Here is a 25111-nt window from a genome sequence, read left to right as displayed (position 1 = left end):
CCGAAAACCGCGCGGCCCCCGGCCACGCGGCATATCCTCCGCGGTCCGCCACATCAGTACCCTGACGCGGCATCCCCCGGCGAAAGTACAGCAATAGTGCACGCCACCTTACCGGCGACCATGCCCCCCTTGGAACGACCAACCGGGGATGCCCCAATTCGTGGGCATCCCCGGTCAGTTGATTCACTCGCGTCGGAGCGGCGTCAGAGAGGTGTCAGAGCAGCTCGGTGACGCTGCCGCCGGCGGCGGCGATCTTCTCCTTGGCGGAGCCGGAAACGGCGTCGACCGTCACCGTCAGCGCCACGGAGATCTCGCCCTGGCCCAGGACCTTGACGAGCTCGTTGTTGCGCACCGCGCCCTTGGCGACCAGATCGGCCACCGTGACCTCGCCACCCTGCGGGTAGAGCGCGGCCAGCTTCTCCAGGTTCACGACCTGGAACTGCTTGTGGGCGGGGTTCTTGAAGCCCTTCAGCTTCGGGAGACGCATGTGGAGGGGCATCTGGCCACCCTCGAAGCGCTCCGGAACCTGGTAACGGGCCTTCGTGCCCTTGGTACCACGACCAGCGGTCTTACCCTTGGACGCCTCACCACGACCCACGCGGGTCTTGGCGGTCTTGGCACCCGGGGCAGGACGGAGGTTGTGGACCTTCAGCGGGTTGTTCTCCGCCATGTCAGACCTCCTCGACAGTCACGAGGTGACGCACGGTGTGCACCATGCCGACGACCACGGAACTGGCCTCCCGGACGACGCTGTCGTTCACGCGCTTGAGACCGAGCGAACGGAGCGTGTCACGGTGGTTCTGCTTGCTACCGATGACGGACTTGCTCTGCGTGATCTTGAGCTGAGTCATTACGCACTCACCCCGGCACGCGCCCGCAGCAGAGCGGCGGGTGCAACGTCCTCCAGCGGCAGGCCACGACGGGCCGCGATCTCCTCGGGGCGCTGAAGGCCACGAAGCGCGGTCACCGTGGCGTGCACGATGTTGATCGGGTTCGACGAACCGAGCGACTTGCTCAGCACGTCGTGAATGCCGGCGCACTCGAGCACGGCGCGCACCGGGCCACCGGCGATCACACCGGTACCGGGGGAAGCAGGCTTGAGCAGGACGACGCCCGCGGCCTTCTCGCCCGTGATGGGGTGCGGGATGGTGCCCTGGATACGGGGGACCTTGAAGAAGTGCTTCTTGGCCTCCTCAACACCCTTGGCGATGGCGGCCGGCACCTCCTTGGCCTTGCCGTAACCGACACCCACGGTGCCGTCACCGTCGCCCACCACGACCAGCGCGGTGAAGCTGAAGCGACGACCACCCTTCACAACCTTGGCGACACGGTTGATGGCGACAACACGCTCGACGTAGGCGGTCTTTTCGGCAGCTGCGCCGCCGTCCCGCCGGTCCTTACGGTCCCGCCGCTCGCCGCCACCGGCGCCGCCACCGCGGCGCTGGGGTCCAGCCATTGGAATTACCTCTCTCTGTTACGTCCGCTAGCTACGGAACCGGGGCTCAGAACTTCAGCCCGGCTTCGCGGGCGGCGTCGGCCAGAGCGGCAATCCGCCCGGCGTACTGCTTGCCACCTCGGTCGAAGACGACAGCCTCGACACCGGCGGCCTTGGCACGCTCGGCGACCAGGGCGCCGACCTTCTTCGCCTGGGCGCTCTTGTCGCCCTCGCCACCACGGATCGACGCGTCCAGGGTCGACGCAGAGGCCACGGTGTGGCCCTTGATGTCGTCGATGACCTGTGCGGTGATGCCACGGTTGGACCGCGTCACGACCAGACGAGGACGCTCCGGGGTACCCGAAATCCGCTTACGGATGCGGATGTGGCGACGCTTCGCAGCGGCGCGCTTGTAGGCGTCGCCCTTAGCGATCTTCACACCGTATGCCATGGCTTACTTACCAGCCTTTCCGACCTTGCGGCGGATGACCTCGCCGGCGTACTTGACGCCCTTGGCCTTGTACGGGTCGGGCTTACGCAGCTTGCGGATGTTCGCGGCGACCTCGCCGACCTTCTGCTTGTCGATGCCCTCGACGCTGAGCTTGGTCGGGGACTCGACCTTGAACGAGATGCCCTCGGGCGCCTCGATCACGATCGGGTGGCTGTAGCCCAGGGCGAACTCCAGGTTGGAGCCCTTCGCCTGGACGCGGTAACCCACACCGCTGATCTCGAGCGCCTTGCTGTAGCCCTGGGTCACGCCGGTGATCATGTTCGCCACCAGCGTGCGGGACAGGCCGTGCAGGGCCTTGTTCTGACGCTCGTCGTTCGGGCGGATGACGTTGATGACGCCGTCCTCACCCTTGGCGACCTCGATGGGCGCGGCGACCGTGTGCTGAAGGGAACCCTTGGGGCCCTTCACGGAGACCGTCCGGCCATCGATGGTGACGTCCACACCAGCGGGAACCTGGATGGGCAGCTTGCCAATACGCGACATTAGCTATTCCTCCGTTCCCTGGTTACCAGACGTAGGCGAGAACTTCTCCGCCTACACCCTTCTTGCTGGCCTGCTGACCGGTCAGGAGACCGTGGGACGTGGAGATGATCGCCACGCCCAGGCCGCCGAGGACCTTCGGCAGGTTGGTGGACTTTGCGTAGACCCGCAGGCCCGGCTTCGAAATCCGCTTGATGCCGGCGATCGAGCGCTCGCGGTTCGGGCCGAACTTCAGCTCGAGGACGAGGTTCTTGCCGACCTCGGCGTCCTCGACCTTCCAGCCGGTGATGTAACCCTCCTGCTGGAGGATTTCCGCGATGTGCGACTTGATCTTGCTGTGCGGCATCGACACGGAGTCGTGGTATGCCGAGTTCGCGTTCCGCAGACGGGTCAGCATGTCTGCGATGGGGTCAGTCATGGTCATGAATTGGCCTTCGGCCTCTCTCGCCGGGGTTTCCTATATGCGCCATCCCTCTCCCCACTCAGTGGCGGGACGGGTGCGGCACGGGGACCTACGGCGTAGTAAGCGACTTTGAGCGGGTACGGAACCCGCGGTCGGTCTCGGGCGGCGGGCGCCCAACCCTTCCACTCTAGGTGATGAAGGGCGGGGCACCACGCCATCCGAATGCTTACCGAGAGCCTCCGGTAACCACCAAGTAGGCGGTTACCAGGAGCTCTTGGTCACGCCCGGCAGCTCGCCACGGTGAGCCATCTCACGAAGGCACACGCGGCACAGGCCGAACTTGCGGTAGACGGAGTGCGGACGACCGCAGCGCTGGCAGCGGGTGTACGCGCGCACAGCGAACTTGGGCTTGCGAGCAGCCTTCGCGATGAGAGCCTTCTTCGCCATCTCGCTCACGCCTCCTTGAACGGGAAGCCGAGGTGACGGAGGAGGGCGCGGCCCTCGTCGTCGTTGGTCGCCGTGGTGACCACGGTGATGTCCATACCCCGGGTACGGTCGATCTTGTCCTGGTCGATCTCGTGGAACATGACCTGCTCCGTGAGACCGAAGGTGTAGTTGCCCCGGCCGTCGAACTGCTTCGGCGACAGACCACGGAAGTCGCGGATGCGCGGCAGCGCGAGCGACAGCAGGCGGTCCAGGAACTCCCACATGCGGTCACCGCGGAGGGTGACGTGGGCACCGATCGGCTGGCCCTCACGCAGCTTGAACTGCGCGATGGACTTGCGGGCCTTGGTCACGGCCGGCTTCTGGCCGGTGATCGTGGTGAGGTCGCGGATGGCGCCCTCGATCAGCTTGGAGTCGCGGGCGGCGTCGCCCACACCCATGTTGACCACGATCTTGGTCAGACCGGGGATCTGCATGACGTTCTCGTACGAGAACTCGTCCTTCAGCTTCCCGGCGATCTCTTCGCGGTAGCGCTGCTTGAGGCGCGGCGCGTTGGTGGTGGCAGTCATCAGATGTCCTCACCGGTCCGCTTGGCAACGCGGATCTTGTTGCCTTCGTCATCGAAGCGGTACCCGACGCGGGTGACGACCTTGTTGCCGTCCTTCTCCACCACGAGCTGAACGTTGCTCACGTGGATCGGGGCCTCGGTCGTCACAATGCCGCCGGTCTTCGAACCGCGAGCGGTCTGACCGGCCTTGGTGTGCTTCTTGACCCGGTTGACACCCTCGACCAGGACACGGTCGTCGGCGGGGAAGGCCTGAATGACCTTGCCCTGCTTGCCCTTGTCCTTACCGGTGATGACCTGGACCAGGTCGCCCTTCTTGATCTTCATCGGTTACAGCACCTCCGGCGCGAGCGAGATGATCTTCATGAACTTCTTCTCGCGCAGCTCACGGCCCACGGGGCCGAAGATACGGGTGCCGCGGGGGTCGCCATCGTTCTTGAGGATGACGGCCGCGTTCTCGTCGAAGCGGATGTACGAACCGTCGGGACGGCGGCGCTCCTTCACGGTGCGCACGATGACCGCCTTGACGACGTCACCCTTCTTCACGTTGCCACCGGGGATCGCATCCTTCACGGTGGCGACGATGACGTCACCGATGCCCGCGTAGCGTCGGCCCGAGCCACCGAGAACACGGATGGTGAGAATTTCCTTCGCACCCGTGTTGTCGGCGACGCGCAGCCGAGACTCCTGCTGGATCACGTCTATCTCCTGATCGTCTGCCGGTTCCCCGCGGGGGCGTTACCTCTTACGAGGCGCAGCCCCCGCGGAGCCTGGCGGAACTATTCCGAGGGAATCCCCCTCGGGGGGATGTGCTTGCCGTCTGCAATTCCCTTGCGGGAATTACTTGGCCTTCTCGAGGATCTCGACGACGCGCCAGCGCTTCGTCGCGGAGGTCGGCCGGGTCTCCATGAGGAGGACACGGTCGCCCACGCCCGCGGCGTTCTGCTCGTCGTGCGCCTTGAGCTTGTTCGTACGACGGATGACCTTGCCGTACAGCGCGTGCTTGACGCGGTCCTCGACGGCGACGACGACGGTCTTGTCCATCTTGTCGCTGACGACAAGACCCTCGCGGGTCTTGCGGAAGCCGCGCTCGTTCTTCTCAGTCACATTCGTCTCGCTCATCAGGCGCTCTCCACCGTCTCGATGCCGAGCTCGCGCTCCCGCATCAGGGTGTAGATCCGGGCGATGTCCTTGCGGACGGCCTTCAGCCGGCCGTGGTTTTCGAGCTGTCCGGTCGCCGCCTGGAAGCGGAGGTTGAACAGCTCCTCCTTGGCCTCACGAAGCTTCGCGACGAGGTCCTCGTCATTCAGCTCGCGCAGCTCGGTCGCCTTGATACCGGCCGCCATCACGACTCACCTGCCTCGCGCCGCACGATGCGGCACTTCATCGGAAGCTTGTGGGCGGCGCGGGTCAGCGCCTCCTTCGCAACCTTTTCGTTCGGGAAGGACAGCTCGAACATCACCCGACCGGGCTTGACGTTCGCGACCCACCACTCCGGAGAACCCTTACCGGAACCCATGCGGGTCTCGGCCGGCTTCTTCGTCAGCGGGCGGTCCGGGTAAATGTTGATCCAGACCTTGCCGCCACGCTTGATGTGACGGGTCATGGCGATACGAGCGGACTCGATCTGCCGGTTCGTCACGTAGGCCGGGGTGACAGCCTGGATGCCGTACTCACCGAATGCCAGCTCGGTGCCACCCTTGGCCATGCCACTGCGCTTCGGGTGGTGCTGCTTGCGGTGCTTGACCCTACGAGGGATCAGCATGGGTCAGCTCTCCTTTCCGGCAGCGCTGGGCTCAGCGGCGGCACCGGCCGGAGCCTCGGCCTTGGCGGCCTCGGCGGAGGGAGCCTGCTGCTGCGGCTTGCGGCCACGGCCACCACGCTCGCCACCGCGGCGCGGACGGTCGTTGCCGCCGCCACCACGGGCCGGGCGGTTGCCCGCACGGGCGGCGGCGTTCTCGGCGCGAACCTCGGCGATGTTCTTGACGTCGCCCTTGTAGATCCAGACCTTCACGCCGATGCGACCGAAGGTCGTCTTGGCCTCGAAGAAGCCGTAGTCGACGTTCGCACGGAGCGTGTGCAGGGGCACGCGGCCCTCGCGGTAGAACTCCGAGCGGGACATCTCGGCGCCGCCGAGACGGCCACCGCACTGGATCTTGATGCCCTTGGCGCCGGCCTTCATCGTCGACTGCATGCTCTTACGCATGGCGCGACGGAAGGAGACACGCGAGGACAGCTGCTCCGCGACGGCCTGCGCGACCAGCTGGGCATCCGTCTCGGGGTTCTTGACCTCGAGGATGTTCAGCTGGACCTGCTTGCCGGTGAGCTTCTCCAGCTCACCGCGGATGCGGTCGGCCTCGGCGCCGCGGCGGCCGATGACGATGCCCGGACGGGCGGTGTGGATGTCAACGCGGACGCGCTCACGGGTGCGCTCGATCTCAACCTTCGAGATACCGGCGCGCTCCATGCCCTTCGTCATCATGCGACGAATGGCGACGTCTTCCTTGACGTAGTCCTTGTACAGCTTGTCGGCGTACCAGCGCGACTTGAAGTCGGTGGTGATGCCGAGCCGGAACCCGTGCGGGTTTACCTTCTGGCCCATTACCGGGTTCCTTCCTTGCTGCTGACGACCACAGTGATGTGGCTGGTCCGCTTGCGGATCCGGTAGGCACGGCCCTGAGCACGCGGACGGAACCGCTTCAGGGTCGGGCCCTCGTCGACGTACGCCTCGCTGATGACCAGCGAGGAGGCGTCCGTGTGGTCGTAGTTGTGCGCGGCGTTGGCAATGGCGCTGTCCAGCACCTTGCCCACCGGCACGCTCGCGGCCTGCGGGGCGAAACGCAGGACCGCCTGAGCCTCCGTGGCATCCATGCCACGGACAAGGTCCACCACGCGGCGGGCCTTCATGGGCGTGACACGCACGTAGCGCGCCTGGGCCCTGGCTTCCATGGTTGTCCCTTCGGTGTCAGTCATTGGTCTTCGCTTTCCGCAGATCAGCGACGACGCGACTTGCGGTCGTCCTTCTCATGGCCGCGGAAGGTGCGGGTCGGCGCAAACTCGCCGAGCTTGTGGCCGACCATCGACTCGGTGACGAACACCGGGACGTGGGTCTTGCCGTTGTGCACCGCCAGCGTGTGGCCGAGCATGGCCGGCACGATCATGGAGCGACGGGACCAGGTCTTGATGACGTTCTTGGTGCCGGCTTCGTTCTGGACATCCACCTTCTTGATCAGGTGGTCGTCGACGAAGGGCCCCTTCTTGAGACTGCGCGGCATCTAAACCCGCTCCTAGCGCTTCTTGTTCGTCTTGCGGCGGCGGACGATGTACTTGTTCGAAGCCTTCTTCGGCGAACGAGTACGACCCTCCTTCTGACCCCACGGCGAGACCGGGTGGCGACCACCGGAGGTCTTGCCCTCACCACCACCGTGCGGGTGGTCGACGGGGTTCATCACGACACCACGCACGGTCGGGCGAACGCCCTTCCAGCGCATGCGGCCGGCCTTGCCCCAGTTGATGTTCGACTGCTCGGCGTTGCCGACCTCGCCGACGGTGGCGCGGCAGCGGACGTCGACCAGGCGGATCTCACCCGACGGCATACGAAGGTGGGCCATGGAGCCCTCCTTCGCCAGCAGCTGCACGGAGGCACCCGCGGAGCGGGCGAACTTCGCGCCGCCGCCGGGCCGCAGCTCGATGGCGTGGATGGTCGTACCGACCGGGATGTTGCGCAGCGCCAGGTTGTTGCCGGGCTTGATGTCGGCGCCAGGGCCGTTCTCAATCCGGTCACCCTGCGACAGACCGCGGGGGGCGATGATGTAGCGCTTCTCGCCGTCCGCGTAGTGCAGGAGCGCGATGCGCGCGGTGCGGTTCGGGTCGTACTCGATGTGCGCGACCTTGGCCGGCACGCCGTCCTTGTCGTGACGACGGAAGTCGATCACGCGGTAGGCGCGCTTGTGGCCACCGCCCTGGTGGCGAACGGTCACACGACCGGCGTTGTTACGGCCGCCCTTGCTGTGCAGCGGGCGAACCAGCGACTTCTCCGGCGTGGACCGCGTGATCTCGACAAAGTCGGCGACGCTGGAGCCACGACGGCCCGGGGTCGTCGGCTTGTACTTGCGGATACCCATTTCTCAGTCCTCGTCCGATTCCGGACGATCCAGACCGCCGTTAGGCGGTCGGACCGCCGAAGATGTCGATGCGGTCGCCCTCGGCGAGGGTCACGATGGCGCGCTTGGTGTCAGCGCGCTTGCCGAAACCGGTGCGGGTGCGCTTGCGCTTGCCCTGCCGGTTGATCGTGTTCACCCCGGTGACCTTGACCGAGAAGACCGCCTCGACGGCCTGCTTGATCTGGGTCTTGTTGGCACGCGGGTCGACGATGAACGTGTACTTGTTCTCGTCCAGGAGCGCGTAGCTCTTCTCGGACACGACGGGCTTCTTCAGCACGTCACGGTGGTCCGTGTAGGTCTTGCTGGTGACGACGGCCTCACTCATCAGGCGTCGCTCCCTTCGGTCTCAGCGGCCTTGGGGCCAGACACGAAGGACTCGAAAGCGGTCTGGGTGAAGACCACGTCGTCCGAGACGAGCACGTCGTACGTGTTCAGCTGGCCCGGCTCCAGGATGTGAACCTGGGGCAGGTTGCGGGCGGACAGCCACGCGGCCTCGTCGCTGCGCTCGGCGACCAGGAGCAGGTTCTTGCGCTCCGAGATCTTGCCGAACAGCGTCTTCGCGGCCTTGGTGGAGGTCGCACCCTCGACCACGCCGGAAACGACGTGGATGCGCGAGTTGCGGGCCCGGTCGGTGAGGGCACCGCGCAGGGCGGCGGCCTTCATCTTCTTCGGGGTCCGCTGCGAGTAGTCACGCGGCACGGGGCCGTGGACGACGCCACCGCCGGCGAACTGCGGCGCACGGGTCGAGCCCTGACGCGCGCGGCCGGTGCCCTTCTGGCGGTACGGCTTCTTGCCACCGCCGCGGACCTCGCCACGGGTCTTGGTCTTGTGCGTGCCCTGACGGGCAGCGGCCAGCTGTGCGACGACGACCTGGTGGATCAGCGGAACGCTGACCTTCGCGTCGAAGATCTCCGTGGGGAGCTCGACGGTACCGGCCTTGTCGCCTGCCGGCGAAAGGATGTCAATGGTGCTCATCGGTTACCTCAGGCCCCCTTGGCCGCGGTACGGACCAGGACGAGGCCGCCGTTCGGACCAGGAACTGCGCCCTTGATGAGCAGCAGACCCTTCTCCGCGTCAACGGCATGGACGGTCAGGTTCTGGGTGGTGACCCGCTCGTTGCCCATACGACCGGCCATCCGCATGCCCTTGAACACGCGGCCCGGGGTGGCGCAGCCACCGATGGAGCCCGGCTTGCGGTGCACACGGTGCGCGCCGTGGGAGGCCTTGCCGCCGTGGAAGCCGTGACGCTTCATGACACCGGCGAAGCCCTTGCCCTTGCTCGTGCCGGTCACGTCCACCTTGATGCCGGAGTCGAAGACCTCGGCATTGATCTCCTGGCCGAGGGTGTACTCGCCGGCGTCGGCGGTACGGACCTCGACGAGGTGACGACGGGGGGTGACGTCGGCCTTGGCGAAGTGGCCCTTGAGGGGCTTGTTCACCTTGCGCGGGTCGATCTCGCCGAAGGCGATCTGGACGGAGTCGTAACCGTCCTGGTCTGCGGTGCGCACCTGGGTAACGACACAGGGGCCGGCCTTGACCACGGTCACCGGAACGACACGGTTGTTGTCGTCCCAGACCTGGGTCATGCCGAGCTTCTCGCCCAGGAGGCCCTTGATCTGCTTAGTCATTCTCGACTCACCGACCCTCAGAGCTTGATCTCGATGTCGACACCGGCCGGGAGGTCGAGTCGCATCAGGGAGTCAACGGTCTTCGGCGTCGGGTCGAGGATGTCGATCAGGCGCTTGTGCGTCCGCATCTCGAAGTGCTCGCGCGCGTCCTTGTACTTGTGCGGCGACTTGATGACGCAGTACACGTTCTTTTCAGTGGGCAGCGGCACCGGGCCTGCGACCGACGCACCAGTGCGGGTCACCGTCTCGACGATCTTCTTCGCCGAGCTGTCGATGACCTCGTGGTCGTAGGCCTTGAGCCGGATGCGGATCTTCTGTCCCGCCATGGCTACTGTGTAGTCCTTTGTCTCGTAAACGCTCTGGGACCCGATGCGCTTGTGCCTTGTACGGACACGGCCCACATCCGCCACGCTCTCGCTCTTCGCCGACCCACGCGGTCGGGCGTGTCGCATCCCTTCCCGCGTATCTCCGCAAGGGAGATCCTTCGAGAAGGAGAACGTGGGGTCATGGACACCCACCGGGCGCCTGGCTGAGGCACCCCGCTGAGCTTCCCGGAAGATTCCCGTACTTCCGCCCCTGATAAGAGGCGACGAATACCTAGGACTCGCTTCCGGTCCTCCCGGCGGGAGGCGCGCAGCATCGGCACTCAACCGAGCAACTTGGCTAGTGTGCCATATGGGGCACACGGCTGGCCAACCGAAGGGGAGAGAGTACCCCACGCCACACTCGGCGAATCCTCGGGCCCGCCTCATCCGTCCCGGACAGGCCCTCCGGCCCCGCCGTCAGCCGGCCGGAACGACCGCCTGCGGACTGCGCTCCTGCGCGCTCCCGGGCACCGGCGCCGAGGCGTCGCTCCCCAGCGCCACGATCCGGTTTCCGGCGTCCACATGCACCACGCGCGGCTTCATCGCCCGTGCCTCGGCGTCCTCCACCTGCCCGTAGCTGATGAGAATCACCAGGTCACCGGGGTGCACGAGGTGCGCGGCCGCGCCGTTGATCCCGATGACCCCGGACCCCCGCTCCCCCTCGATCACGTACGTCTCCAGCCGGGCCCCGTTGGTGATGTCGACGATGTGGACCAGCTCGCCCGGCAGCAGATCGGCGGCGTCCAGCAACTCCGCGTCAACGGTCACGGACCCGACGTAATGCAGATCGGCCTGGGTCACGGTCGCCCGGTGGATCTTCGACTTGAACATGGTGCGCAGCATGGCGTCACTCCTGTGATAAGGGTCGCGCCCTCACCCGAGGTGCGCGCCGACGAGCCCATGCTAAGCGCCCCCATCGGGCCCACAAAGAGTGACGACTGTCACCGCCAGGAACCCCTCAAGCCCTACAGATGGTCGACCTCGCTCAGATCGATGTCGATCGTGAACGGCACCGTCGTCTTCAGCCGCTCATGGTGAATACCGGTGAGCCCGTACGCCTTCGTGACCGCGTCCAGCTCGTACGTGTGCACCGCCGGGTGGTCCTTCTCCCCCGCCATCTCGACCAGCCAGAAGTGCGGGATGCCCGCCGCCGCGTACTTGCCCGGCTTGGTGTCCCGGTCCCGCGCCTCGGAGTCGGGCGAGACGACTTCCACGGCGAGCACGGCATCGGACGCCTCGTAGCGCGTCTGCCGCCGGTCCCGTACGGCCTCGGCGTGCAGCACGACGATGTCCGGCTCGGGGGCGTTCCGCGCGTCCAGTACGACGGTCATCTCCCGCCGCACCCGGAAGCGCTCCGGCGCCGTCCGCCGCAGCCCGGCCTCCAGCAGATACATCACCAGCGTGTGAAAATCCCGCTGGGGGCTCACGAAGACCAGGCTCCCGTCGATCAACTCGGTGTGCGGCGGGAGATCGGGCAGAGCGAACAGGTCGTCCACGGTGTAGCCGTACGGCGGCGGCACCGGCCAGGTGTGCTGCGGTTCGGCGGTCATGATTCCTCCCATGGACGAGATCGTCGACCGTCCACCCACCGTAGCGCCCCGATACGACCAAAAGCCGCTCGAAGGCGGGGGAACACCTGCACACCCTTGACGCCATGCAAGAAGGGCCCGTACGACCGAAGTCGTACGGGCCCTTCTGTGAGCCGAGGCTCGGTGCTCCTAGGAGCGCCGGGTCTCCTCGATCAGCAGGTAAGCGAGCTTACTTGTTGATCTTGGTGACCTGGCCGGCGCCGACGGTCCGGCCACCCTCACGGATGGCGAACTTCAGGCCCTCCTCCATGGCGACCGGCTGGATCAGCTGGACCGACATGGCGGTGTTGTCGCCCGGCATGACCATCTCGGTGCCCTCGGGGAGGGTCACGACGCCGGTCACGTCCGTGGTACGGAAGTAGAACTGCGGGCGGTAGTTGTTGAAGAAGGGGGTGTGACGGCCACCCTCGTCCTTCGACAGGATGTAGGCCTGGGCCTCGAACTCGGTGTGCGGCGTGACCGAACCGGGCTTGATGATGACCTGGCCGCGCTCGACGTCCTCGCGCTTGATACCGCGAAGCAGCAGACCGACGTTCTCACCGGCCTGACCCTCGTCCAGCAGCTTCCGGAACATCTCGATGCCGGTGACCGTGGTGGTGGTCTTCTCGGTCTTGATGCCGATGATGTCGACGGTCTCGTTGACCTTCAGGACACCGCGCTCGATACGGCCGGTGACGACCGTACCGCGACCGGTGATCGTGAAGACGTCCTCGATCGGCATCAGGAACGGCTTGTCGGTGTCGCGCTCCGGGGCCGGGATGGCCTCGTCGACAGCCTTCATGAGGTCCAGGACCGACTTGCCCCACTCGGCGTCGCCCTCGAGCGCCTTCAGCGCCGAGACCTTGACGACCGGGAGGTCGTCGCCCGGGAACTCGTACTCGGAGAGGAGCTCACGGACCTCGAGCTCGACGAGCTCCAGGATCTCCTCGTCGTCCACCATGTCGGCCTTGTTCAGGGCGACAACGATGTAGGGAACGCCGACCTGGCGGGCCAGGAGCACGTGCTCCTTGGTCTGCGGCATCGGACCGTCGGTCGCGGCGACCACGAGGATCGCGCCGTCCATCTGGGCGGCACCGGTGATCATGTTCTTGATGTAGTCCGCGTGACCGGGGCAGTCGACGTGGGCGTAGTGACGGTTTTCCGTCTGGTACTCGACGTGCGCGATGGAGATGGTGATACCACGCTGGCGCTCTTCCGGCGCCTTGTCGATCATGTCGAAGGCCGAGGCCTCGTTCAGGTCCGGGAACGCGTCGTGCAGCACCTTGGTAATGGCGGCCGTGAGGGTCGTCTTACCGTGGTCGATGTGACCGATGGTGCCGATGTTGACGTGCGGCTTAGTCCGCTCGAACTTCGCCTTCGCCACTGGGGTCCTCCTGTGGAGTGGTTCTGTACGCCTTACTCATCGGCGCCAGGTGATCTTTGCTGGGGTGCCGGCTGACGGGGGCAATCCTCACGGATAGCGGGGATTGCCCCGTCAGTCGGTGTCAAGCCTAAAGCGTGTCGGGGTCCGACTCTGACGAGACGGGTCTTACTCGCCCTTGGCCTTCGCGATGATCTCCTCGGCGACGTTCCGCGGAACCTCGGCGTAGGAGTCGAACTGCATCGAGTAGCTCGCGCGACCCGACGTCTTGCTGCGGAGGTCTCCGACGTAGCCGAACATCTCCGAGAGCGGAACCAGGCCCGTGACGAGCTTGGCACCGTGACGGTCCTCCATGGACTGAATCTGTCCACGGCGGGAGTTGATGTCGCCGATCACGTCGCCCATGTAGTCCTCGGGCGTGGTGACCTCGACCTTCATCATCGGCTCGAGCAGGGCCGGGGAGGCCTTGCGGGCGGCCTCCTTGAAGGCCATCGAACCGGCGATCTTGAACGCCATCTCGGAGGAGTCGACCTCGTGGAAGGCACCGTCGAGGAGCGTGACGCGGACACCCGTCAGCGGGTAGCCGGCGAGCACACCGAACTCCATGGCCTCCTGGCAGCCGGCGTCCACGGACGGGATGTACTCCCGCGGGATGCGGCCACCGGTGACCTTGTTCTCGAACTCGTAACCGTCGCCCTCCAGGGGCGCGATCGCGATCTGCACCTTCGCGAACTGGCCGGAACCACCAGTCTGCTTCTTGTGCGTGTAGTCGAGACGCTCGACGGGCTTGCGCAGCGTCTCGCGGTACGCGACCTGCGGCTTGCCGACGTTGGCCTCGACCCGGAACTCACGCTTCATACGGTCGACCAGCACGTCGAGGTGCAGCTCGCCCATACCCGCGATGATGGTCTGGCCGGTCTCCTCGTCGGTGTGGACCTGGAACGACGGGTCCTCTTCGGCGAGGCGCTGGATGGCGACACCCAGCTTCTCCTGGTCGCCCTTGGACTTGGGCTCAATGGCGACCTGGATGACCGGGGCCGGGAACTCCATCGACTCCAGGATCACCTGGTTGGCGGAGTCACAGAGGGTCTCACCGGTGGTGGTCTGCTTCAGACCCATGACGGCGACGATGTCACCGGCACCCACCGAGTCGATCTCCTCACGCTTGTTCGCGTGCATCCGGTAGATCTTGCCGATGCGCTCCTTCTTGCCCTTGACGGAGTTCAGCACCTGCGTGCCGGACTCCAGGCGACCCGAGTAGACCCGGATGAAGGTGAGCTTGCCCAGGTGCGGGTCGCTCGCGATCTTGAAGGCAAGAGCGGCGAGCGGCTCGTCCTCGGACGGACGGCGCGTGATGACCTGCTCGGCGTCGTTGACCGCGTGGCCCTCGATGGCCTCGACGTCCAGCGGCGACGGGAGGTAACGCACGACCGCGTCCAGCAGCGGCTGGACACCCTTGTTCTTGAACGCGGTACCGCAGAACACGGGCGTGACGGTGGTGTTCTCCGCCTTGCCGGCGTTGATGGTGATGCGGCGGATCGCCGCGTACAGCTGCTCCACGGTGGGCTCCTGGCCCTCCAGGTACAGCTCCATCAGCTCTTCGTCGTTCTCGGCGACCGTCTCGAGGAGCTTGCCGCGCCATTCCTCGGCAGCCTCGATGTGGGTGTCGGGGATGTCGACGGTGTCGTACATCTCGCCCTTGGCGGCCTCGGCCGACCACAGCAGGGCCTTCATGGTGACGAGGTCGACGACGCCCTTGAAGTCCGCCTCGGTGCCGATCGGCAGCTGCATCACGATCGGGGTCGCGCCGAGGCGGTCCACGATCATGTCGACGCAGCGGTGGAACTCCGCGCCGGTGCGGTCGAGCTTGTTGACGAAGCAGATACGCGGCACGCCGTAGCGGTCCGCCTGACGCCACACGGTCTCGGACTGGGGCTCAACGCCGGCAACGCCGTCGAACACCGTCACAGCACCGTCGAGCACACGCAGGGAACGCTCCACCTCGACGGTGAAGTCGACGTGACCCGGGGTGTCGATGATGTTGATGGTGTGGTCGACGTTTTCCAGCGGCCAGTGACAGGTGGTGGCAGCAGAGGTGATCGTGATGCCACGCTCCTGCTCCTGCTCCATCCAGTCCATCGTGGCGGCGCCGTCGTGGACCTCACCGATCTTGTACGAAACACCGGTGTAGAACAGGATCCGCTCGGTGGTCGTCGTCTTGCCCGCGTCGATGTGGGCCATGATCCCGATGTTGCGGACCTTGGCCAGGTCAAGTGAAGTGGTAGCCATAAGGCTTTCGTCTTCTCTCGGTCTCGATGTGGGTAGCGACTACCAGCGGTAGTGCGCGAAGGCCTTGTTGGACTCGGCCATCTTGTGCGTGTCCTCGCGCTTCTTGACCGAAGCGCCGAGGCCGTTCGAGGCGTCCAGCAGCTCGTTCATGAGGCGCTCGGTCATGGTCTTCTCGCGGCGGGCGCGGGAGTAGCCCACGAGCCAGCGCAGCGCCAGGGTCGACGCGCGGCCCGGCTTGACCTCGATCGGGACCTGGTAGGTCGCGCCACCGACACGGCGGGACTTGACCTCGAGGGTCGGCTTGATGTTCTCCAGCGCGCGCTTCAGCGTGATGACCGGGTCGTTGCCGGTCTTCTCGCGCAGCCCCTCCATGGCGCCGTAAACGATGCGCTCGGCGGTGGAGCGCTTTCCGTTCAGCAGCACCTTGTTGATGAGGGAGGTCACCAGAGGAGAGTTGTAGACCGGGTCGATGATGACCGGGCGCTTCGGGGCGGGGCCCTTACGAGGCATTCTTACTTCTCCTTCTTGGCGCCGTAGCGGCTGCGAGCCTGCTTGCGGTTCTTGACGCCCTGCGTGTCGAGGGAGCCGCGGATGATCTTGTACCGAACACCCGGCAGGTCCTTCACACGACCGCCACGCACGAGCACGATCGAGTGCTCCTGCAGGTTGTGGCCCTCACCCGGAATGTAAGCGGTGACCTCGATGCCGCTGGTCAGACGCACACGCGCGACCTTACGCAGGGCCGAGTTCGGCTTCTTCGGGGTGGTGGTGAAAACACGCGTGCAGACGCCACGGCGCTGGGGCGAACCCTCGAGTGCAGGCGTCTTGTTCTTCTCGACCTTGTCCTGCCGGCCCTTGCGGACCAGCTGCTGGATCGTAGGCACCGTTTCTCCGGTTTCTGTGTGCCAGTCTCGGTAAAGCTAACCTGGAACTTCGCCGACCCACGAGGTCGGGTGTGTCGAATACCGCAGATCCCTCGCTGGAACGAGGAGCAGCGAATTACGGTGTCGGACCCGGCTTCGTGCGCACCGGCACCGCCCGCCCGAAGGCTGAGGGAGATGCGCGCACGGCAGGCCAGGGACACCCCAGGCACAAGGTCAGAGCGTACCTACCGCATGGGCTGCGGTCAAAACAAATGCACACGCGTAGGACACGCCGGACTCCCACGGCGCTGCCGCCACCGTAGTGCGCTGATCGCGCCGACGGAAGAAGGTGTCCAGCCCCGTTGCGACAGCGCCCCGGAGCGTGCCCCACGGCCCGTGCGGACGCCGCCCCGCGCCTCAGGTCTTCGGCAGCAGCGCCAGCAGCGTGATCAGCATCACCAGGCACCAGCCCCCGATGGCCAGCCAGCCCAGCACCACGCCGGTGAGCGCCATGCCGTCGCCCCGCTCGTCGTTCCGGCGGATCTCCGCCCGCGCCTTGTGCCCCAGGATCACCGCCGGGATCGCGGTCACTCCCCAGGTCAGCGGGGTGAGCAGGCCGCAGATCATGGCGCCGGTCGCGGACGGGTTGGTCCGCGCCGGGGGCATCGGCAGGAACGTCGGCGGGACCATCGGCTGCGGCAGCAGCATCGGCGGCTGCGGCACCGGCCCCTGCGGCAGGTCCCCCACCAGTAACTGCAGGTCGCCGTAGGTCAGCGCCTGATAGGCGCGCTCCACCCGCTCCTCGTACTCGCTCTGGGAGAGCCGCCCCTCGGCGAACCCGGCCTTCAGTACATCGACCGCCCGCTCCCGGTCCGCGTGCGCGGCGCGCATCGCGGGCATGGCGGGCATCTGACGGGGCGGGTGGGCCGGCCGGCCCCCCTGCCACGGTTCGAATGCCACCTGTGAGACCTCCCCCCGGCCGGAGCCCTGATAGCCCCATCATCCCCCACACACCGCAGGGCGGTCATCCAACATGAGGATGACCGCCCTGCGGTTCGCGTTTCGCCCTTACGGGCCGGCCGCCGCCGACCACCGCTTACTGGTTGTACGGACCGTAGTCGTAGTCCTCCAGCGGAACGGCCTGGCCGGAGCCGGTGCCGAACGGCGAGTAGTCGATGTCGTCGTAGCCGACGGCCGAGTACATCGCGGCCTTGGCCTCCTCGGTCGGCTCGACCCGGATGTTGCGGTAGCGGGACAGGCCCGTACCGGCCGGGATGAGCTTACCGATGATGACGTTCTCCTTGAGGCCGATCAGGGAGTCCGACTTGGCGTTGATCGCCGCGTCGGTCAGGACCCTGGTCGTCTCCTGGAAGGACGCCGCCGACAGCCACGACTCGGTGGCCAGCGACGCCTTGGTGATACCCATCAGCTGCGGACGGCCGGAGGCCGGGTGGCCACCCTCCGCCACGACCCGACGGTTCTCACCCTCGAACTTCGAGCGCTCCACGAGCTCGCCCGGCAGCAGCTCCGCGTCGCCGGACTCGATGATCGTCACGCGGCGCAGCATCTGCCGGATGATGATCTCGATGTGCTTGTCGTGGATCGCCACGCCCTGGCTGTTGTAGACCTTCTGGACTTCGCCGACCAGGTGGACCTGGACCGCACGCTGGCCGAGGATGCGCAGCACGTCGTGCGGGTTGATCGCACCCACGGTCAGCGGCTGGCCGACCGTGACGTGGTCGCCCTCGCCCACCAGCAGACGGGCACGCTTGGAGACGCCGTAGGCCGTCTCGTCGCTGCCGTCGTCGGGGGTGACGATGACCTTCTTGGTCTTCTCGGTCTCCTCGATCCGCACGCGGCCTGCGGCCTCGGAGATCGGGGCGACGCCCTTGGGCGTACGGGCCTCGAAGAGCTCGACGACTCGCGGCAGACCCAGGGTGATGTCGTCACCCGCCACACCACCGGTGTGGAAGGTACGCATCGTCAGCTGGGTACCGGGCTCACCGATGGACTGGGCCGCGATGATGCCGACGGCCTCACCGATGTCGACCAGCTTGCCGGTGGCCAGCGAACGGCCGTAGCAGAAGGCACAGGTGCCGACCGCGGACTCACAGGTCAGGACCGAGCGGGTCTTGACCTCCTCGACGCCGTGCGCGACCAGCTGGTCGATGAGCACGTCACCGAGGTCGACGTTGGCGGGGCCGATGACCTTGCCGTCGACGACGACGTCCTCGGAGAGCATCCGGGCGTACACGCTGGACTCGACGTCGTCGGTCTTGCGCAGGACGCCGTCGGGACCCTTCGTGGCGATCCGCAGCTTGAGGCCGCGCTCGGTGCCGCAGTCCTCCTCGCGGATGATGACGTCCTGGGAGACGTCCACGAGACGACGGGTGAGGTAACCCGAGTCGGCGGTACGCAGGGCGGTGTCCGCGAGACCCTTACGGGCACCGTGGGTGGAGATGAAGTACTCCAGCACGGAGAGACCCTCACGGAACGACGCCTTAATGGGTCGCGGGATGGTCTCGTTCTTCGCGTTCGACACCAGACCACGCATACCGGCGATCTGCCGCATCTGCATCATGTTTCCTCGGGCACCCGAGTCAACCATCATGAAGATGGGGTTCGTCTTGGGGAAGTTGTCGTTCATCGCCTCGGCGACCTCGTTGGTCGCCTTGGTCCAGATGTTGATCAGTTCCTGAGTGCGCTCGTCCTTGGTGATCAGACCGCGCTCGTACTGCTTCTGGACCTTCTCGTCCTGGGCCTCGTAGCCCTCGACGATGGCCTTCTTGGCCTCCGGCACGACGATGTCGGAGACGGCGACGGTGACACCGGAGCGGGTGGCCCAGTGGAAACCGGCCGCCTTCAGGTTGTCCAGCGTCTGCGCGACGATGACCTTGGGGTACCGCTCGGCCAGGTCGTTGACGATCGCGGAGAGCTGCTTCTTGCCCACCGAGTAGTCGACGAACGGGTAGTCCTCGGGCAGCAGCTCGTTGAAGAGCGCGCGGCCCAGGGTCGTCCGCAGCCGGAAGCTGTCACCCTGCTGCCACTCGGGCTCGCCCTCCTCCGGAGCCGGCGGGGTCCAGCCGCGGGGCGGGACCGTGCCGATCGGGAAGCGGATGTCGACCTTCGCCTGGAGCGAGAGCTCCTTGGCGTCGAACGCCATGATCGCCTCGGCGACCGAGCCGAACGCGCGGCCCTCACCGATGACCTTGCGCTCCTCCTCGTCGGTGGTGAGGAAGAACAGGCCCAGCACCATGTCCTGGGTCGGCATGGTGACCGGACGGCCGTCGGCCGGCTTGAGGATGTTGTTCGAGGACAGCATCAGGATGCGGGCCTCGGCCTGCGCCTCCGCGGAGAGCGGCAGGTGCACGGCCATCTGGTCACCGTCGAAGTCCGCGTTGAACGCGGTGCAGACGAGCGGGTGAATCTGAATGGCCTTGCCCTCGACCAGCTGCGGCTCGAAGGCCTGGATGCCGAGGCGGTGCAGGGTGGGCGCACGGTTCAGCAGAACCGGGTGCTCGGCGATGACCTCTTCGAGGACGTCGTACACGACCGTGCGGCCGCGCTCGACCATGCGCTTCGCCGACTTGATGTTCTGCGCGTGGTTCAGGTCCACCAGGCGCTTCATCACGAACGGCTTGAAGAGCTCCAGCGCCATGGCCTTGGGCAGACCGCACTGGTGCAGCTTCAGCTGCGGGCCGACGACGATGACGGAACGCGCGGAGTAGTCCACACGCTTACCGAGCAGGTTCTGACGGAAACGGCCCTGCTTGCCCTTCAGCATGTCGCTGAGGGACTTCAGCGGGCGGTTACCGGGACCGGTGACCGGGCGACCGCGGCGGCCGTTGTCGAACAGCGCGTCGACGGCCTCCTGCAGCATCCGCTTCTCGTTGTTCACGATGATCTCGGGGGCACCGAGGTCAAGGAGACGCTTGAGGCGGTTGTTGCGGTTGATCACACGGCGGTACAGGTCGTTCAGGTCGGAGGTCGCGAAGCGGCCACCGTCCAGCTGCACCATCGGACGCAGGTCCGGCGGGATGACCGGGATGCAGTCCAGCACCATGCCGTTGGGGCTGTTGCGGGTCTGCAGGAACGCGGAGACGACCTTGAGGCGCTTGAGCGCACGGGTCTTCTTCTGGCCCTTGCCGGTACGGATGATCTCGCGGAGCTTCTCGGCCTCTTCGTCGAGGTCGAAGGACTCCAGGCGCTTCTGCAGGGCAGCCGCGCCCATGCCGCCCATGAAGTACGTGCCGAAGCGGTCACGCAGCTCGCGGTAGAGCAGCTCGTCGCCCTCGAGGTCCTGGACCTTGAGGTTCTTGAAGCGGTTCCAGACCTCGTCCAGGCGGTCGATCTCGCGCTGCGCACGGTCGCGCAGCTGCTTCATCTCGCGCTCGGCACCCTCGCGCACCTTGCGGCGCACGTCGGCCTTGGCGCCCTCGGCCTCCAGCTCGGCCAGGTCGGTCTCGAGCTTCTTGGCGCGGGCTTCGAGGTCGGCGTCGCGGCGCTGCTCGATCTGCTGACGCTCGACGGAGACGTGCGCCTCCAGCGAGGGCAGGTCGCGCGTACGGCGCTCCTCGTCCACCCACGTGATCATGTAGGCGGCGAAGTAGATGACCTTCTCGAGGTCCTTGGGGGCGAGGTCCAGCAGGTAGCCCAGCCGGCTCGGAACGCCCTTGAAGTACCAGATGTGCGTGACGGGCGCGGCCAGCTCGATGTGGCCCATCCGCTCACGACGCACCTTGGCGCGAGTGACCTCGACGCCGCAGCGCTCGCAGATGATGCCCTTGAAGCGGACGCGCTTGTACTTACCGCAGTAGCACTCCCAGTCCCGAGTGGGGCCGAAGATCTTCTCGCAGAAGAGGCCGTCCTTCTCGGGCTTGAGGGTGCGGTAGTTGATGGTCTCCGGCTTCTTGACCTCGCCGTGGGACCACTGACGGATGTCGTCAGCGGTGGCGAGGCCGATCCGCAGCTCGTCGAAGAAGTTGACGTCGAGCACTGTCGTCAATCCCTCTTTCAGGGTCGAGTCTCAATCATGGTCTGAGGGGGTCCGGGGTGGGGCCGGGACCTCACAGGGAGGTCCCGGCCAGACCCGTCAGACCTCTTCGACGCTGCTCGGCTCGCGCCGGGACAGGTCGATACCGAGCTCCTCCGCCGCGCGGAAGACGTCCTCGTCGGTGTCGCGCATCTCGATGGACATGCCGTCCGAGGACAGCACCTCCACGTTCAGGCACAGCGACTGCATTTCCTTGATGAGCACCTTGAAGGACTCGGGAATGCCGGGCTCGGGGATGTTCTCGCCCTTGACGATGGCCTCGTAGACCTTCACGCGGCCGGTCACGTCGTCGGACTTGATCGTCAGCAGCTCCTGGAGGGCGTAAGCGGCGCCGTAAGCCTCCAGCGCCCACACCTCCATCTCACCGAAGCGCTGGCCACCGAACTGAGCCTTACCACCCAGCGGCTGCTGGGTGATCATCGAGTACGGACCGGTCGAGCGGGCGTGCAGCTTGTCGTCGACCAGGTGGTGCAGCTTGAGGATGTACATGTACCCGACCGAGATCGGGTCCGGGAACGGCTCGCCGGAGCGGCCGTCGAACATCCGGGCCTTGCCGGTGTCCTTGACCATCCGGTCGCCGTCGCGGTTCGGCAGCGTGGAGTCGAACAGACCCTGCAGCTCGTCCTGGCGCGCACCGTCGAAGACCGGCGTGGCGACGTTGGTCCGCGGCGCGACGTCGTCGGCGCCGATGGCCTGCAGCCGCTGCTGCCACTCCTCGGAACCCTCGACCTTCCAGCCCTGGCTGGCGAGCCAGCCGAGGTGGATCTCCAGGACCTGTCCCGGGTTCATTCGGGACGGGACACCCAGCGGGTTGAGGATGATGTCGACCGGGGTGCCGTCCTCCAGGAACGGCATGTCCTCGACCGGCAGGATCTTCGAGATGACGCCCTTGTTGCCGTGACGGCCGGCGAGCTTGTCACCGTCGGTGATCTTGCGCTTCTGCGCCACGTACACGCGCACCAGCTGGTTCACACCGGGGGGAAGCTCGTCGCCCTCCTCGCGGTCGAAGACGCGGACGCCGATGACCTTGCCGGTCTCGCCGTGCGGCACCTTCAGCGAGGTGTCACGGACCTCGCGCGCCTTCTCACCGAAGATCGCGCGGAGCAGGCGCTCCTCCGGGGTCAGCTCGGTCTCACCCTTGGGCGTGACCTTGCCGACCAGGATGTCGCCGGCGACGACCTCGGCACCGATGCGGATGATGCCGCGCTCGTCGAGGTCCGCGAGGACCTCCTCGGAGACGTTCGGGATGTCCCGGGTGATCTCCTCCGGGCCGAGCTTGGTGTCACGGGCGTCGACCTCGTGCTCCTCGATGTGGATCGAGGAGAGGACGTCGTCCTGCACGAGGCGCTGCGACAGGATGATCGCGTCCTCGTAGTTGTGACCCTCCCACGGCATGAACGCCACGAGCAGGTTCTTGCCGAGCGCCATCTCGCCTTCGTCCGTGGACGGACCGTCGGCGAGGACCTGGCCCTCGATGACCCGCGCGCCCTCGTCCACGACGACCTTCTGGTTGAAGGAGGTGCCCTGGTTGGAGCGGGTGAACTTGGCGACGCGGTACGTGGTGTACGTGCCGTCGTCGTTGGCGACGGTGATGTAGTCCGCGGAGACCTCCTGGACCACACCGTCCTTCTCGGCCTTGATGACGTCGCCGGCGTCGACCGCGCAGCGGTACTCCATGCCGGTGCCGACCAGCGGCGCCTCGGCCTTGATCAGCGGTACGGCCTGGCGCATCATGTTCGAGCCCATGAGCGCGCGGTTGGCGTCGTCGTGCTCGAGGAACGGGATCATGGCGGTCGCGGCCGACACCATCTGGCGCGGCGAGACGTCCATGAAGTCCACCTCGTCGACCGTGACGAGGTCGGCTTCGCCGCCACGCCGGCGGACCAGGACACGCTGCTCGGCGAAGCGCATGTCCTCGGTCAGCGGGGCGTTGGCCTGGGCGATGATGAAGCGGTCTTCCTCATCGGCGGTGAGGTAGAGGACCTCTTCGGTCACCTGGCCGTCGACGACCTTGCGGTACGGGGTCTCAATGAAGCCGAAGACGTTGACCCGGCCGTACGAGGCGAGCGAACCGATCAGACCAATGTTCGGGCCTTCCGGGGTCTCAATCGGGCACATGCGGCCGTAGTGAGACGGGTGCACGTCACGGACGTCCAGGCCGGCCCGCTCACGGGAGAGACCACCCGGGCCCAGCGCCGAGAGACGGCGCTTGTGGGTCAGACCCGACAGCGGGTTGGTCTGGTCCATGAACTGGGACAGCTGGCTGGTGCCGAAGAACTCCTTGATGGAGGCGACGACCGGCCGGATGTTGATCAGGGTCTGCGGCGTGATCGCCTCGACGTCCTGGGTGGTCATGCGCTCACGCACGACGCGCTCCATACGGGCGAGACCCGTACGGACCTGGTTCTGGATCAGCTCGCCGACGTTGCGCAGGCGGCGGTTGCCGAAGTGGTCGATGTCGTCGGTCTCGACGACGATCTCCCGGCCGCTCTCGCCCATCGTCTCGGTCTCACCGGCGTGCAGCTTCACCAGGTACTTGATCGTGGCGATGATGTCGTCGGTGGTGAGCACGCCGGCGTCGAGCGGCTCGTCGCCGCCGAGCTTCTTGTTGACCTTGTAGCGGCCGACCTTGGCGAGGTCGTAACGCTTCGGGTTGAAGTACAGGTTCTCCAGCAGCGTCTGCGCGGCCTCACGCGTCGGCGGCTCGCCCGGGCGCAGCTTGCGGTAGATGTCGAGCAGCGCGTCGTCCTGGCCCTGGGTGTGGTCCTTCTCCAGGGTGGCGCGCATGGACTCGTACTCGCCGAACTCCTCGAGGATCTGCTCGGTCGTCCAACCGAGGGCCTTGAGCAGAACGGTGACCGACTGCTTGCGCTTGCGGTCGATGCGGACACCGACCATGTCGCGCTTGTCGATCTCCATCTCCAGCCAGGCACCCCGGGACGGGATGATCTTGGCGGAGAAGATGTCCTTGTCGGACGTCTTGTCGATCTGGCTGTCGAAGTAGACGCCCGGCGAGCGGACCAGCTGCGAGACGACGACACGCTCGGTGCCGTTGATGCAGAAGGTGCCCTTGTTGGTCATGAGCGGGAAGTCGCCCATGAAGACCGTCTGGGACTTGATCTCGCCGGTCTCGTTGTTGGTGAACTCGGCGGTGACGAAGAGCGGAGCCGCGTACGTGAAGTCGCGCTCCTTGCACTCGTCGATGCTGTTCTTCGGGGGCTCGAAGCGGTGGTCGCGGAACGTCAGCGACATCGACCCGGAGAAGTCCTCGATCGGGGAGATCTCTTCGAAGATCTCTTCCAGACCGGACTTGGTGGGGACGTCCTGACCGGACTCCAGCGCAGCCTCGACGCGACCCTTCCATGCGGCGTTGCCGAGCAGCCAGTCGAAGCTTTCGGTCTGCAGCGCAAGGAGGTTCGGAACCCCGAGGGGCTCCTTGATCTTCGCAAAAGAGATGCGCAGCGGGGCGGTGCTGTCGCCGTTGTTCGTATTGGCAGTCGAGGCGTTGCGCGAGGCGGCCAAGAGGGGGTCCTTCCGAGGGCTCGGACTCACTACGCGCGTACCGGTCCCACGTCCGCACAGAACGGAAGAAATCCCTGGTCAGGGAGGTGACGTCCGCAGTGCTGAGATGTGGGTATGCCCCTGGTGACGGGCAGGGAGCAGCTAACAGGCAGCGCAAAGGGTCAGTGTAGCCACTCGGCACACTGATGTCCAGACCGGGTTTTCGGAGACCGGCTCTGCACCCAATCTCTCCTCCGGAAGGCTCCCTCTAGCAGGGGTACCCCTCGTTGTAGTTCTTCACGCTCAGCGCCTGCTGCATACCGTGCGCCCCCTGGGCGCACATCGATACTGCCCTCTTCGTCGGCGATCCATGCCTCGGACTCCGGATCGCTTCTGACGTCGCGTCCTGAGAATTGCGCGCCGCGTGCTGTTCGTCAAGGCCCCCCACCCCAGGGAGATCGT

30 protein-coding genes are annotated in these 25111 nt (G+C 66.2%); all 30 read right to left on the bottom strand.

The genetic code is table 11. The features are described 5' to 3' along the window. Nucleotides 1-214 precede the first annotated feature (214 nt). Entirely contained in the window at nt 215-670 is a 456-nt protein-coding gene (gene rplO, locus ABT381_RS10110) for a 50S ribosomal protein L15 (protein WP_351590560.1), read from the bottom strand. A gap of 1 nt (nt 671) precedes the next feature. Continuing rightward, nucleotides 672-851 (bottom strand): 50S ribosomal protein L30, encoded by a 180-nt coding sequence (gene rpmD, locus ABT381_RS10105; protein WP_351590557.1) that lies wholly within the window; start codon nt 849-851, stop codon nt 672-674. Further along, on the bottom strand, nt 851-1456 hold the full coding sequence (rpsE, locus tag ABT381_RS10100; protein WP_351590555.1) for a 30S ribosomal protein S5: 606 nt from the start codon (nt 1454-1456) through the stop codon (nt 851-853). The genes rpmD and rpsE overlap by 1 nt, the downstream gene beginning before the upstream one ends. A gap of 46 nt (nt 1457-1502) precedes the next feature. Then, a complete protein-coding gene (gene rplR / locus ABT381_RS10095; protein ID WP_351590552.1) occupies nt 1503-1886 on the bottom strand; it encodes a 50S ribosomal protein L18 in 384 nt (127 codons plus the stop codon). A gap of 3 nt (nt 1887-1889) precedes the next feature. Further along, nucleotides 1890-2429, bottom strand: coding sequence for a 50S ribosomal protein L6 (gene rplF, locus ABT381_RS10090; RefSeq protein WP_351590549.1), 540 nt, complete (start codon nt 2427-2429; stop codon nt 1890-1892). A 22-nt stretch (nt 2430-2451) separates the two neighbouring features. Next, a complete protein-coding gene (gene rpsH / locus ABT381_RS10085; protein ID WP_351590547.1) occupies nt 2452-2850 on the bottom strand; it encodes a 30S ribosomal protein S8 in 399 nt (132 codons plus the stop codon). A gap of 240 nt (nt 2851-3090) precedes the next feature. Beyond that, nucleotides 3091-3276, bottom strand: coding sequence for a type Z 30S ribosomal protein S14 (locus ABT381_RS10080; protein WP_004571834.1), 186 nt, complete (start codon nt 3274-3276; stop codon nt 3091-3093). A 5-nt stretch (nt 3277-3281) separates the two neighbouring features. Beyond that, nucleotides 3282-3842 carry a 50S ribosomal protein L5 gene (gene rplE / locus ABT381_RS10075; RefSeq protein ID WP_030262823.1) on the bottom strand — a complete coding sequence of 187 codons (561 nt, stop codon included), beginning with the start codon at nt 3840-3842 and terminating at the stop codon, nt 3282-3284. Next, a complete protein-coding gene (gene rplX, locus ABT381_RS10070; RefSeq protein ID WP_351511168.1) occupies nt 3842-4165 on the bottom strand; it encodes a 50S ribosomal protein L24 in 324 nt (107 codons plus the stop codon). Before rplX ends, rplE begins: the two co-directional genes overlap by 1 nt. Nucleotides 4166-4168: 3 nt before the next feature. Continuing rightward, nucleotides 4169-4537, bottom strand: a complete 369-nt coding sequence (rplN, locus tag ABT381_RS10065; protein ID WP_003974257.1) for a 50S ribosomal protein L14 — start codon at nt 4535-4537, stop codon at nt 4169-4171. A gap of 141 nt (nt 4538-4678) precedes the next feature. After that, on the bottom strand, nt 4679-4960 hold the full coding sequence (rpsQ, locus tag ABT381_RS10060; RefSeq protein WP_030262818.1) for a 30S ribosomal protein S17: 282 nt from the start codon (nt 4958-4960) through the stop codon (nt 4679-4681). Continuing rightward, nucleotides 4960-5184, bottom strand: coding sequence for a 50S ribosomal protein L29 (gene rpmC, locus ABT381_RS10055; RefSeq protein WP_351590542.1), 225 nt, complete (start codon nt 5182-5184; stop codon nt 4960-4962). Before rpmC ends, rpsQ begins: the two co-directional genes overlap by 1 nt. Further along, entirely contained in the window at nt 5184-5603 is a 420-nt protein-coding gene (rplP, locus tag ABT381_RS10050; RefSeq protein WP_006604880.1) for a 50S ribosomal protein L16, read from the bottom strand. The genes rpmC and rplP overlap by 1 nt, the downstream gene beginning before the upstream one ends. Nucleotides 5604-5606: 3 nt before the next feature. Next, nucleotides 5607-6440: a 30S ribosomal protein S3 gene (gene rpsC / locus ABT381_RS10045; RefSeq protein ID WP_351590539.1), complete on the bottom strand. Its 834-nt coding sequence runs from the start codon at nt 6438-6440 to the stop codon at nt 5607-5609. Next, complete coding sequence (gene rplV, locus ABT381_RS10040) at nt 6440-6787, bottom strand: 50S ribosomal protein L22 (RefSeq protein ID WP_351590630.1); 348 nt, start codon at nt 6785-6787, stop codon at nt 6440-6442. The genes rpsC and rplV overlap by 1 nt, the downstream gene beginning before the upstream one ends. A gap of 44 nt (nt 6788-6831) precedes the next feature. Next, on the bottom strand, nt 6832-7113 hold the full coding sequence (rpsS, locus tag ABT381_RS10035; protein ID WP_030262810.1) for a 30S ribosomal protein S19: 282 nt from the start codon (nt 7111-7113) through the stop codon (nt 6832-6834). A 12-nt stretch (nt 7114-7125) separates the two neighbouring features. Further along, nucleotides 7126-7962: a 50S ribosomal protein L2 gene (rplB, locus tag ABT381_RS10030; protein ID WP_351590535.1), complete on the bottom strand. Its 837-nt coding sequence runs from the start codon at nt 7960-7962 to the stop codon at nt 7126-7128. 40 nt (nt 7963-8002) lie between these two features. Then, nucleotides 8003-8326, bottom strand: coding sequence for a 50S ribosomal protein L23 (rplW, locus tag ABT381_RS10025; RefSeq protein ID WP_351590530.1), 324 nt, complete (start codon nt 8324-8326; stop codon nt 8003-8005). Beyond that, nucleotides 8326-8976: a 50S ribosomal protein L4 gene (rplD, locus tag ABT381_RS10020; RefSeq protein WP_351590527.1), complete on the bottom strand. Its 651-nt coding sequence runs from the start codon at nt 8974-8976 to the stop codon at nt 8326-8328. Before rplD ends, rplW begins: the two co-directional genes overlap by 1 nt. A gap of 8 nt (nt 8977-8984) precedes the next feature. Further along, nucleotides 8985-9629: a 50S ribosomal protein L3 gene (gene rplC, locus ABT381_RS10015; protein WP_351590525.1), complete on the bottom strand. Its 645-nt coding sequence runs from the start codon at nt 9627-9629 to the stop codon at nt 8985-8987. Nucleotides 9630-9646: 17 nt separating this feature from the next. Beyond that, nucleotides 9647-9955, bottom strand: coding sequence for a 30S ribosomal protein S10 (gene rpsJ / locus ABT381_RS10010; protein ID WP_014054162.1), 309 nt, complete (start codon nt 9953-9955; stop codon nt 9647-9649). Between the two features lie 456 nt (nt 9956-10411). After that, nucleotides 10412-10837 (bottom strand): aspartate 1-decarboxylase, encoded by a 426-nt coding sequence (gene panD, locus ABT381_RS10005; protein WP_351590521.1) that lies wholly within the window; start codon nt 10835-10837, stop codon nt 10412-10414. 122 nt (nt 10838-10959) lie between these two features. Beyond that, complete coding sequence (locus tag ABT381_RS10000; protein ID WP_351590518.1) at nt 10960-11544, bottom strand: Uma2 family endonuclease; 585 nt, start codon at nt 11542-11544, stop codon at nt 10960-10962. Between the two features lie 208 nt (nt 11545-11752). Further along, entirely contained in the window at nt 11753-12946 is a 1194-nt protein-coding gene (gene tuf, locus ABT381_RS09995) for an elongation factor Tu (RefSeq protein ID WP_351590515.1), read from the bottom strand. Nucleotides 12947-13111: 165 nt separating this feature from the next. After that, on the bottom strand, nt 13112-15232 hold the full coding sequence (fusA, locus tag ABT381_RS09990) for an elongation factor G (RefSeq protein WP_351590512.1): 2121 nt from the start codon (nt 15230-15232) through the stop codon (nt 13112-13114). 39 nt (nt 15233-15271) lie between these two features. Beyond that, nucleotides 15272-15742 carry a 30S ribosomal protein S7 gene (gene rpsG, locus ABT381_RS09985; RefSeq protein ID WP_027749253.1) on the bottom strand — a complete coding sequence of 157 codons (471 nt, stop codon included), beginning with the start codon at nt 15740-15742 and terminating at the stop codon, nt 15272-15274. 2 nt (nt 15743-15744) lie between these two features. Beyond that, nucleotides 15745-16116 (bottom strand): 30S ribosomal protein S12, encoded by a 372-nt coding sequence (gene rpsL / locus ABT381_RS09980; protein WP_003948652.1) that lies wholly within the window; start codon nt 16114-16116, stop codon nt 15745-15747. A gap of 396 nt (nt 16117-16512) precedes the next feature. Beyond that, nucleotides 16513-16986, bottom strand: a complete 474-nt coding sequence (locus ABT381_RS09975) for a DUF1707 and DUF4190 domain-containing protein (RefSeq protein ID WP_351590628.1) — start codon at nt 16984-16986, stop codon at nt 16513-16515. 205 nt (nt 16987-17191) lie between these two features. Continuing rightward, entirely contained in the window at nt 17192-21091 is a 3900-nt protein-coding gene (locus ABT381_RS09970) for a DNA-directed RNA polymerase subunit beta' (protein WP_351590508.1), read from the bottom strand. Between the two features lie 96 nt (nt 21092-21187). Continuing rightward, nucleotides 21188-24670: a DNA-directed RNA polymerase subunit beta gene (gene rpoB, locus ABT381_RS09965; RefSeq protein WP_351590505.1), complete on the bottom strand. Its 3483-nt coding sequence runs from the start codon at nt 24668-24670 to the stop codon at nt 21188-21190. Between the last annotated feature and the right edge of the window lie 441 nt (nt 24671-25111).

Origin of the sequence: Streptomyces sp. NPDC000151, assembly GCF_040301705.1 — a bacterium.
In the GTDB taxonomy this organism is placed as follows: Bacteria; Actinomycetota; Actinomycetes; order Streptomycetales; family Streptomycetaceae; genus Streptomyces.
The sequence above is the reverse complement of the archived record's forward strand: the minus strand, read 5'-3'. Positions and strand labels throughout refer to the sequence as shown.

Excerpts from the sequence above, each read along its gene's own strand:
- rplP (WP_006604880.1), bottom strand. The coding sequence starts at position 5,603 with ATGCTGATCCCTCGTAGGGTCAAGCACCGCAAGCAGCACCACCCGAAG.
- rplC (WP_351590525.1), bottom strand. The coding sequence starts at position 9,629 with ATGACTAAGCAGATCAAGGGCCTCCTGGGCGAGAAGCTCGGCATGACC.
- rplD (WP_351590527.1), bottom strand. The coding sequence starts at position 8,976 with ATGAGCACCATTGACATCCTTTCGCCGGCAGGCGACAAGGCCGGTACC.
- rplO (WP_351590560.1), bottom strand. The coding sequence starts at position 670 with ATGGCGGAGAACAACCCGCTGAAGGTCCACAACCTCCGTCCTGCCCCG.
- rpsQ (WP_030262818.1), bottom strand. The coding sequence starts at position 4,960 with ATGAGCGAGACGAATGTGACTGAGAAGAACGAGCGCGGCTTCCGCAAG.
- rpsJ (WP_014054162.1), bottom strand. The coding sequence starts at position 9,955 with ATGGCGGGACAGAAGATCCGCATCCGGCTCAAGGCCTACGACCACGAG.
- rplE (WP_030262823.1), bottom strand. The coding sequence starts at position 3,842 with ATGACTGCCACCACCAACGCGCCGCGCCTCAAGCAGCGCTACCGCGAA.
- rpsE (WP_351590555.1), bottom strand. The coding sequence starts at position 1,456 with ATGGCTGGACCCCAGCGCCGCGGTGGCGGCGCCGGTGGCGGCGAGCGG.
- fusA (WP_351590512.1), bottom strand. The coding sequence starts at position 15,232 with ATGGCTACCACTTCACTTGACCTGGCCAAGGTCCGCAACATCGGGATC.
- rplW (WP_351590530.1), bottom strand. The coding sequence starts at position 8,326 with ATGAGTGAGGCCGTCGTCACCAGCAAGACCTACACGGACCACCGTGAC.
- rpsH (WP_351590547.1), bottom strand. The coding sequence starts at position 2,850 with ATGACCATGACTGACCCCATCGCAGACATGCTGACCCGTCTGCGGAAC.
- rpmD (WP_351590557.1), bottom strand. The coding sequence starts at position 851 with ATGACTCAGCTCAAGATCACGCAGAGCAAGTCCGTCATCGGTAGCAAG.
- rpsC (WP_351590539.1), bottom strand. The coding sequence starts at position 6,440 with ATGGGCCAGAAGGTAAACCCGCACGGGTTCCGGCTCGGCATCACCACC.
- ABT381_RS10000 (WP_351590518.1), bottom strand. The coding sequence starts at position 11,544 with ATGACCGCCGAACCGCAGCACACCTGGCCGGTGCCGCCGCCGTACGGC.
- rplV (WP_351590630.1), bottom strand. The coding sequence starts at position 6,787 with ATGGAAGCCAGGGCCCAGGCGCGCTACGTGCGTGTCACGCCCATGAAG.
- rpsS (WP_030262810.1), bottom strand. The coding sequence starts at position 7,113 with ATGCCGCGCAGTCTCAAGAAGGGGCCCTTCGTCGACGACCACCTGATC.
- ABT381_RS10080 (WP_004571834.1), bottom strand. The coding sequence starts at position 3,276 with ATGGCGAAGAAGGCTCTCATCGCGAAGGCTGCTCGCAAGCCCAAGTTC.
- rplX (WP_351511168.1), bottom strand. The coding sequence starts at position 4,165 with ATGAAGATCAAGAAGGGCGACCTGGTCCAGGTCATCACCGGTAAGGAC.
- rplB (WP_351590535.1), bottom strand. The coding sequence starts at position 7,962 with ATGGGTATCCGCAAGTACAAGCCGACGACCCCGGGCCGTCGTGGCTCC.
- rplR (WP_351590552.1), bottom strand. The coding sequence starts at position 1,886 with ATGGCATACGGTGTGAAGATCGCTAAGGGCGACGCCTACAAGCGCGCC.
- rplF (WP_351590549.1), bottom strand. The coding sequence starts at position 2,429 with ATGTCGCGTATTGGCAAGCTGCCCATCCAGGTTCCCGCTGGTGTGGAC.
- ABT381_RS09975 (WP_351590628.1), bottom strand. The coding sequence starts at position 16,986 with ATGCGCGCCGCGCACGCGGACCGGGAGCGGGCGGTCGATGTACTGAAG.
- rpsG (WP_027749253.1), bottom strand. The coding sequence starts at position 15,742 with ATGCCTCGTAAGGGCCCCGCCCCGAAGCGCCCGGTCATCATCGACCCG.
- rpmC (WP_351590542.1), bottom strand. The coding sequence starts at position 5,184 with ATGGCGGCCGGTATCAAGGCGACCGAGCTGCGCGAGCTGAATGACGAG.
- panD (WP_351590521.1), bottom strand. The coding sequence starts at position 10,837 with ATGCTGCGCACCATGTTCAAGTCGAAGATCCACCGGGCGACCGTGACC.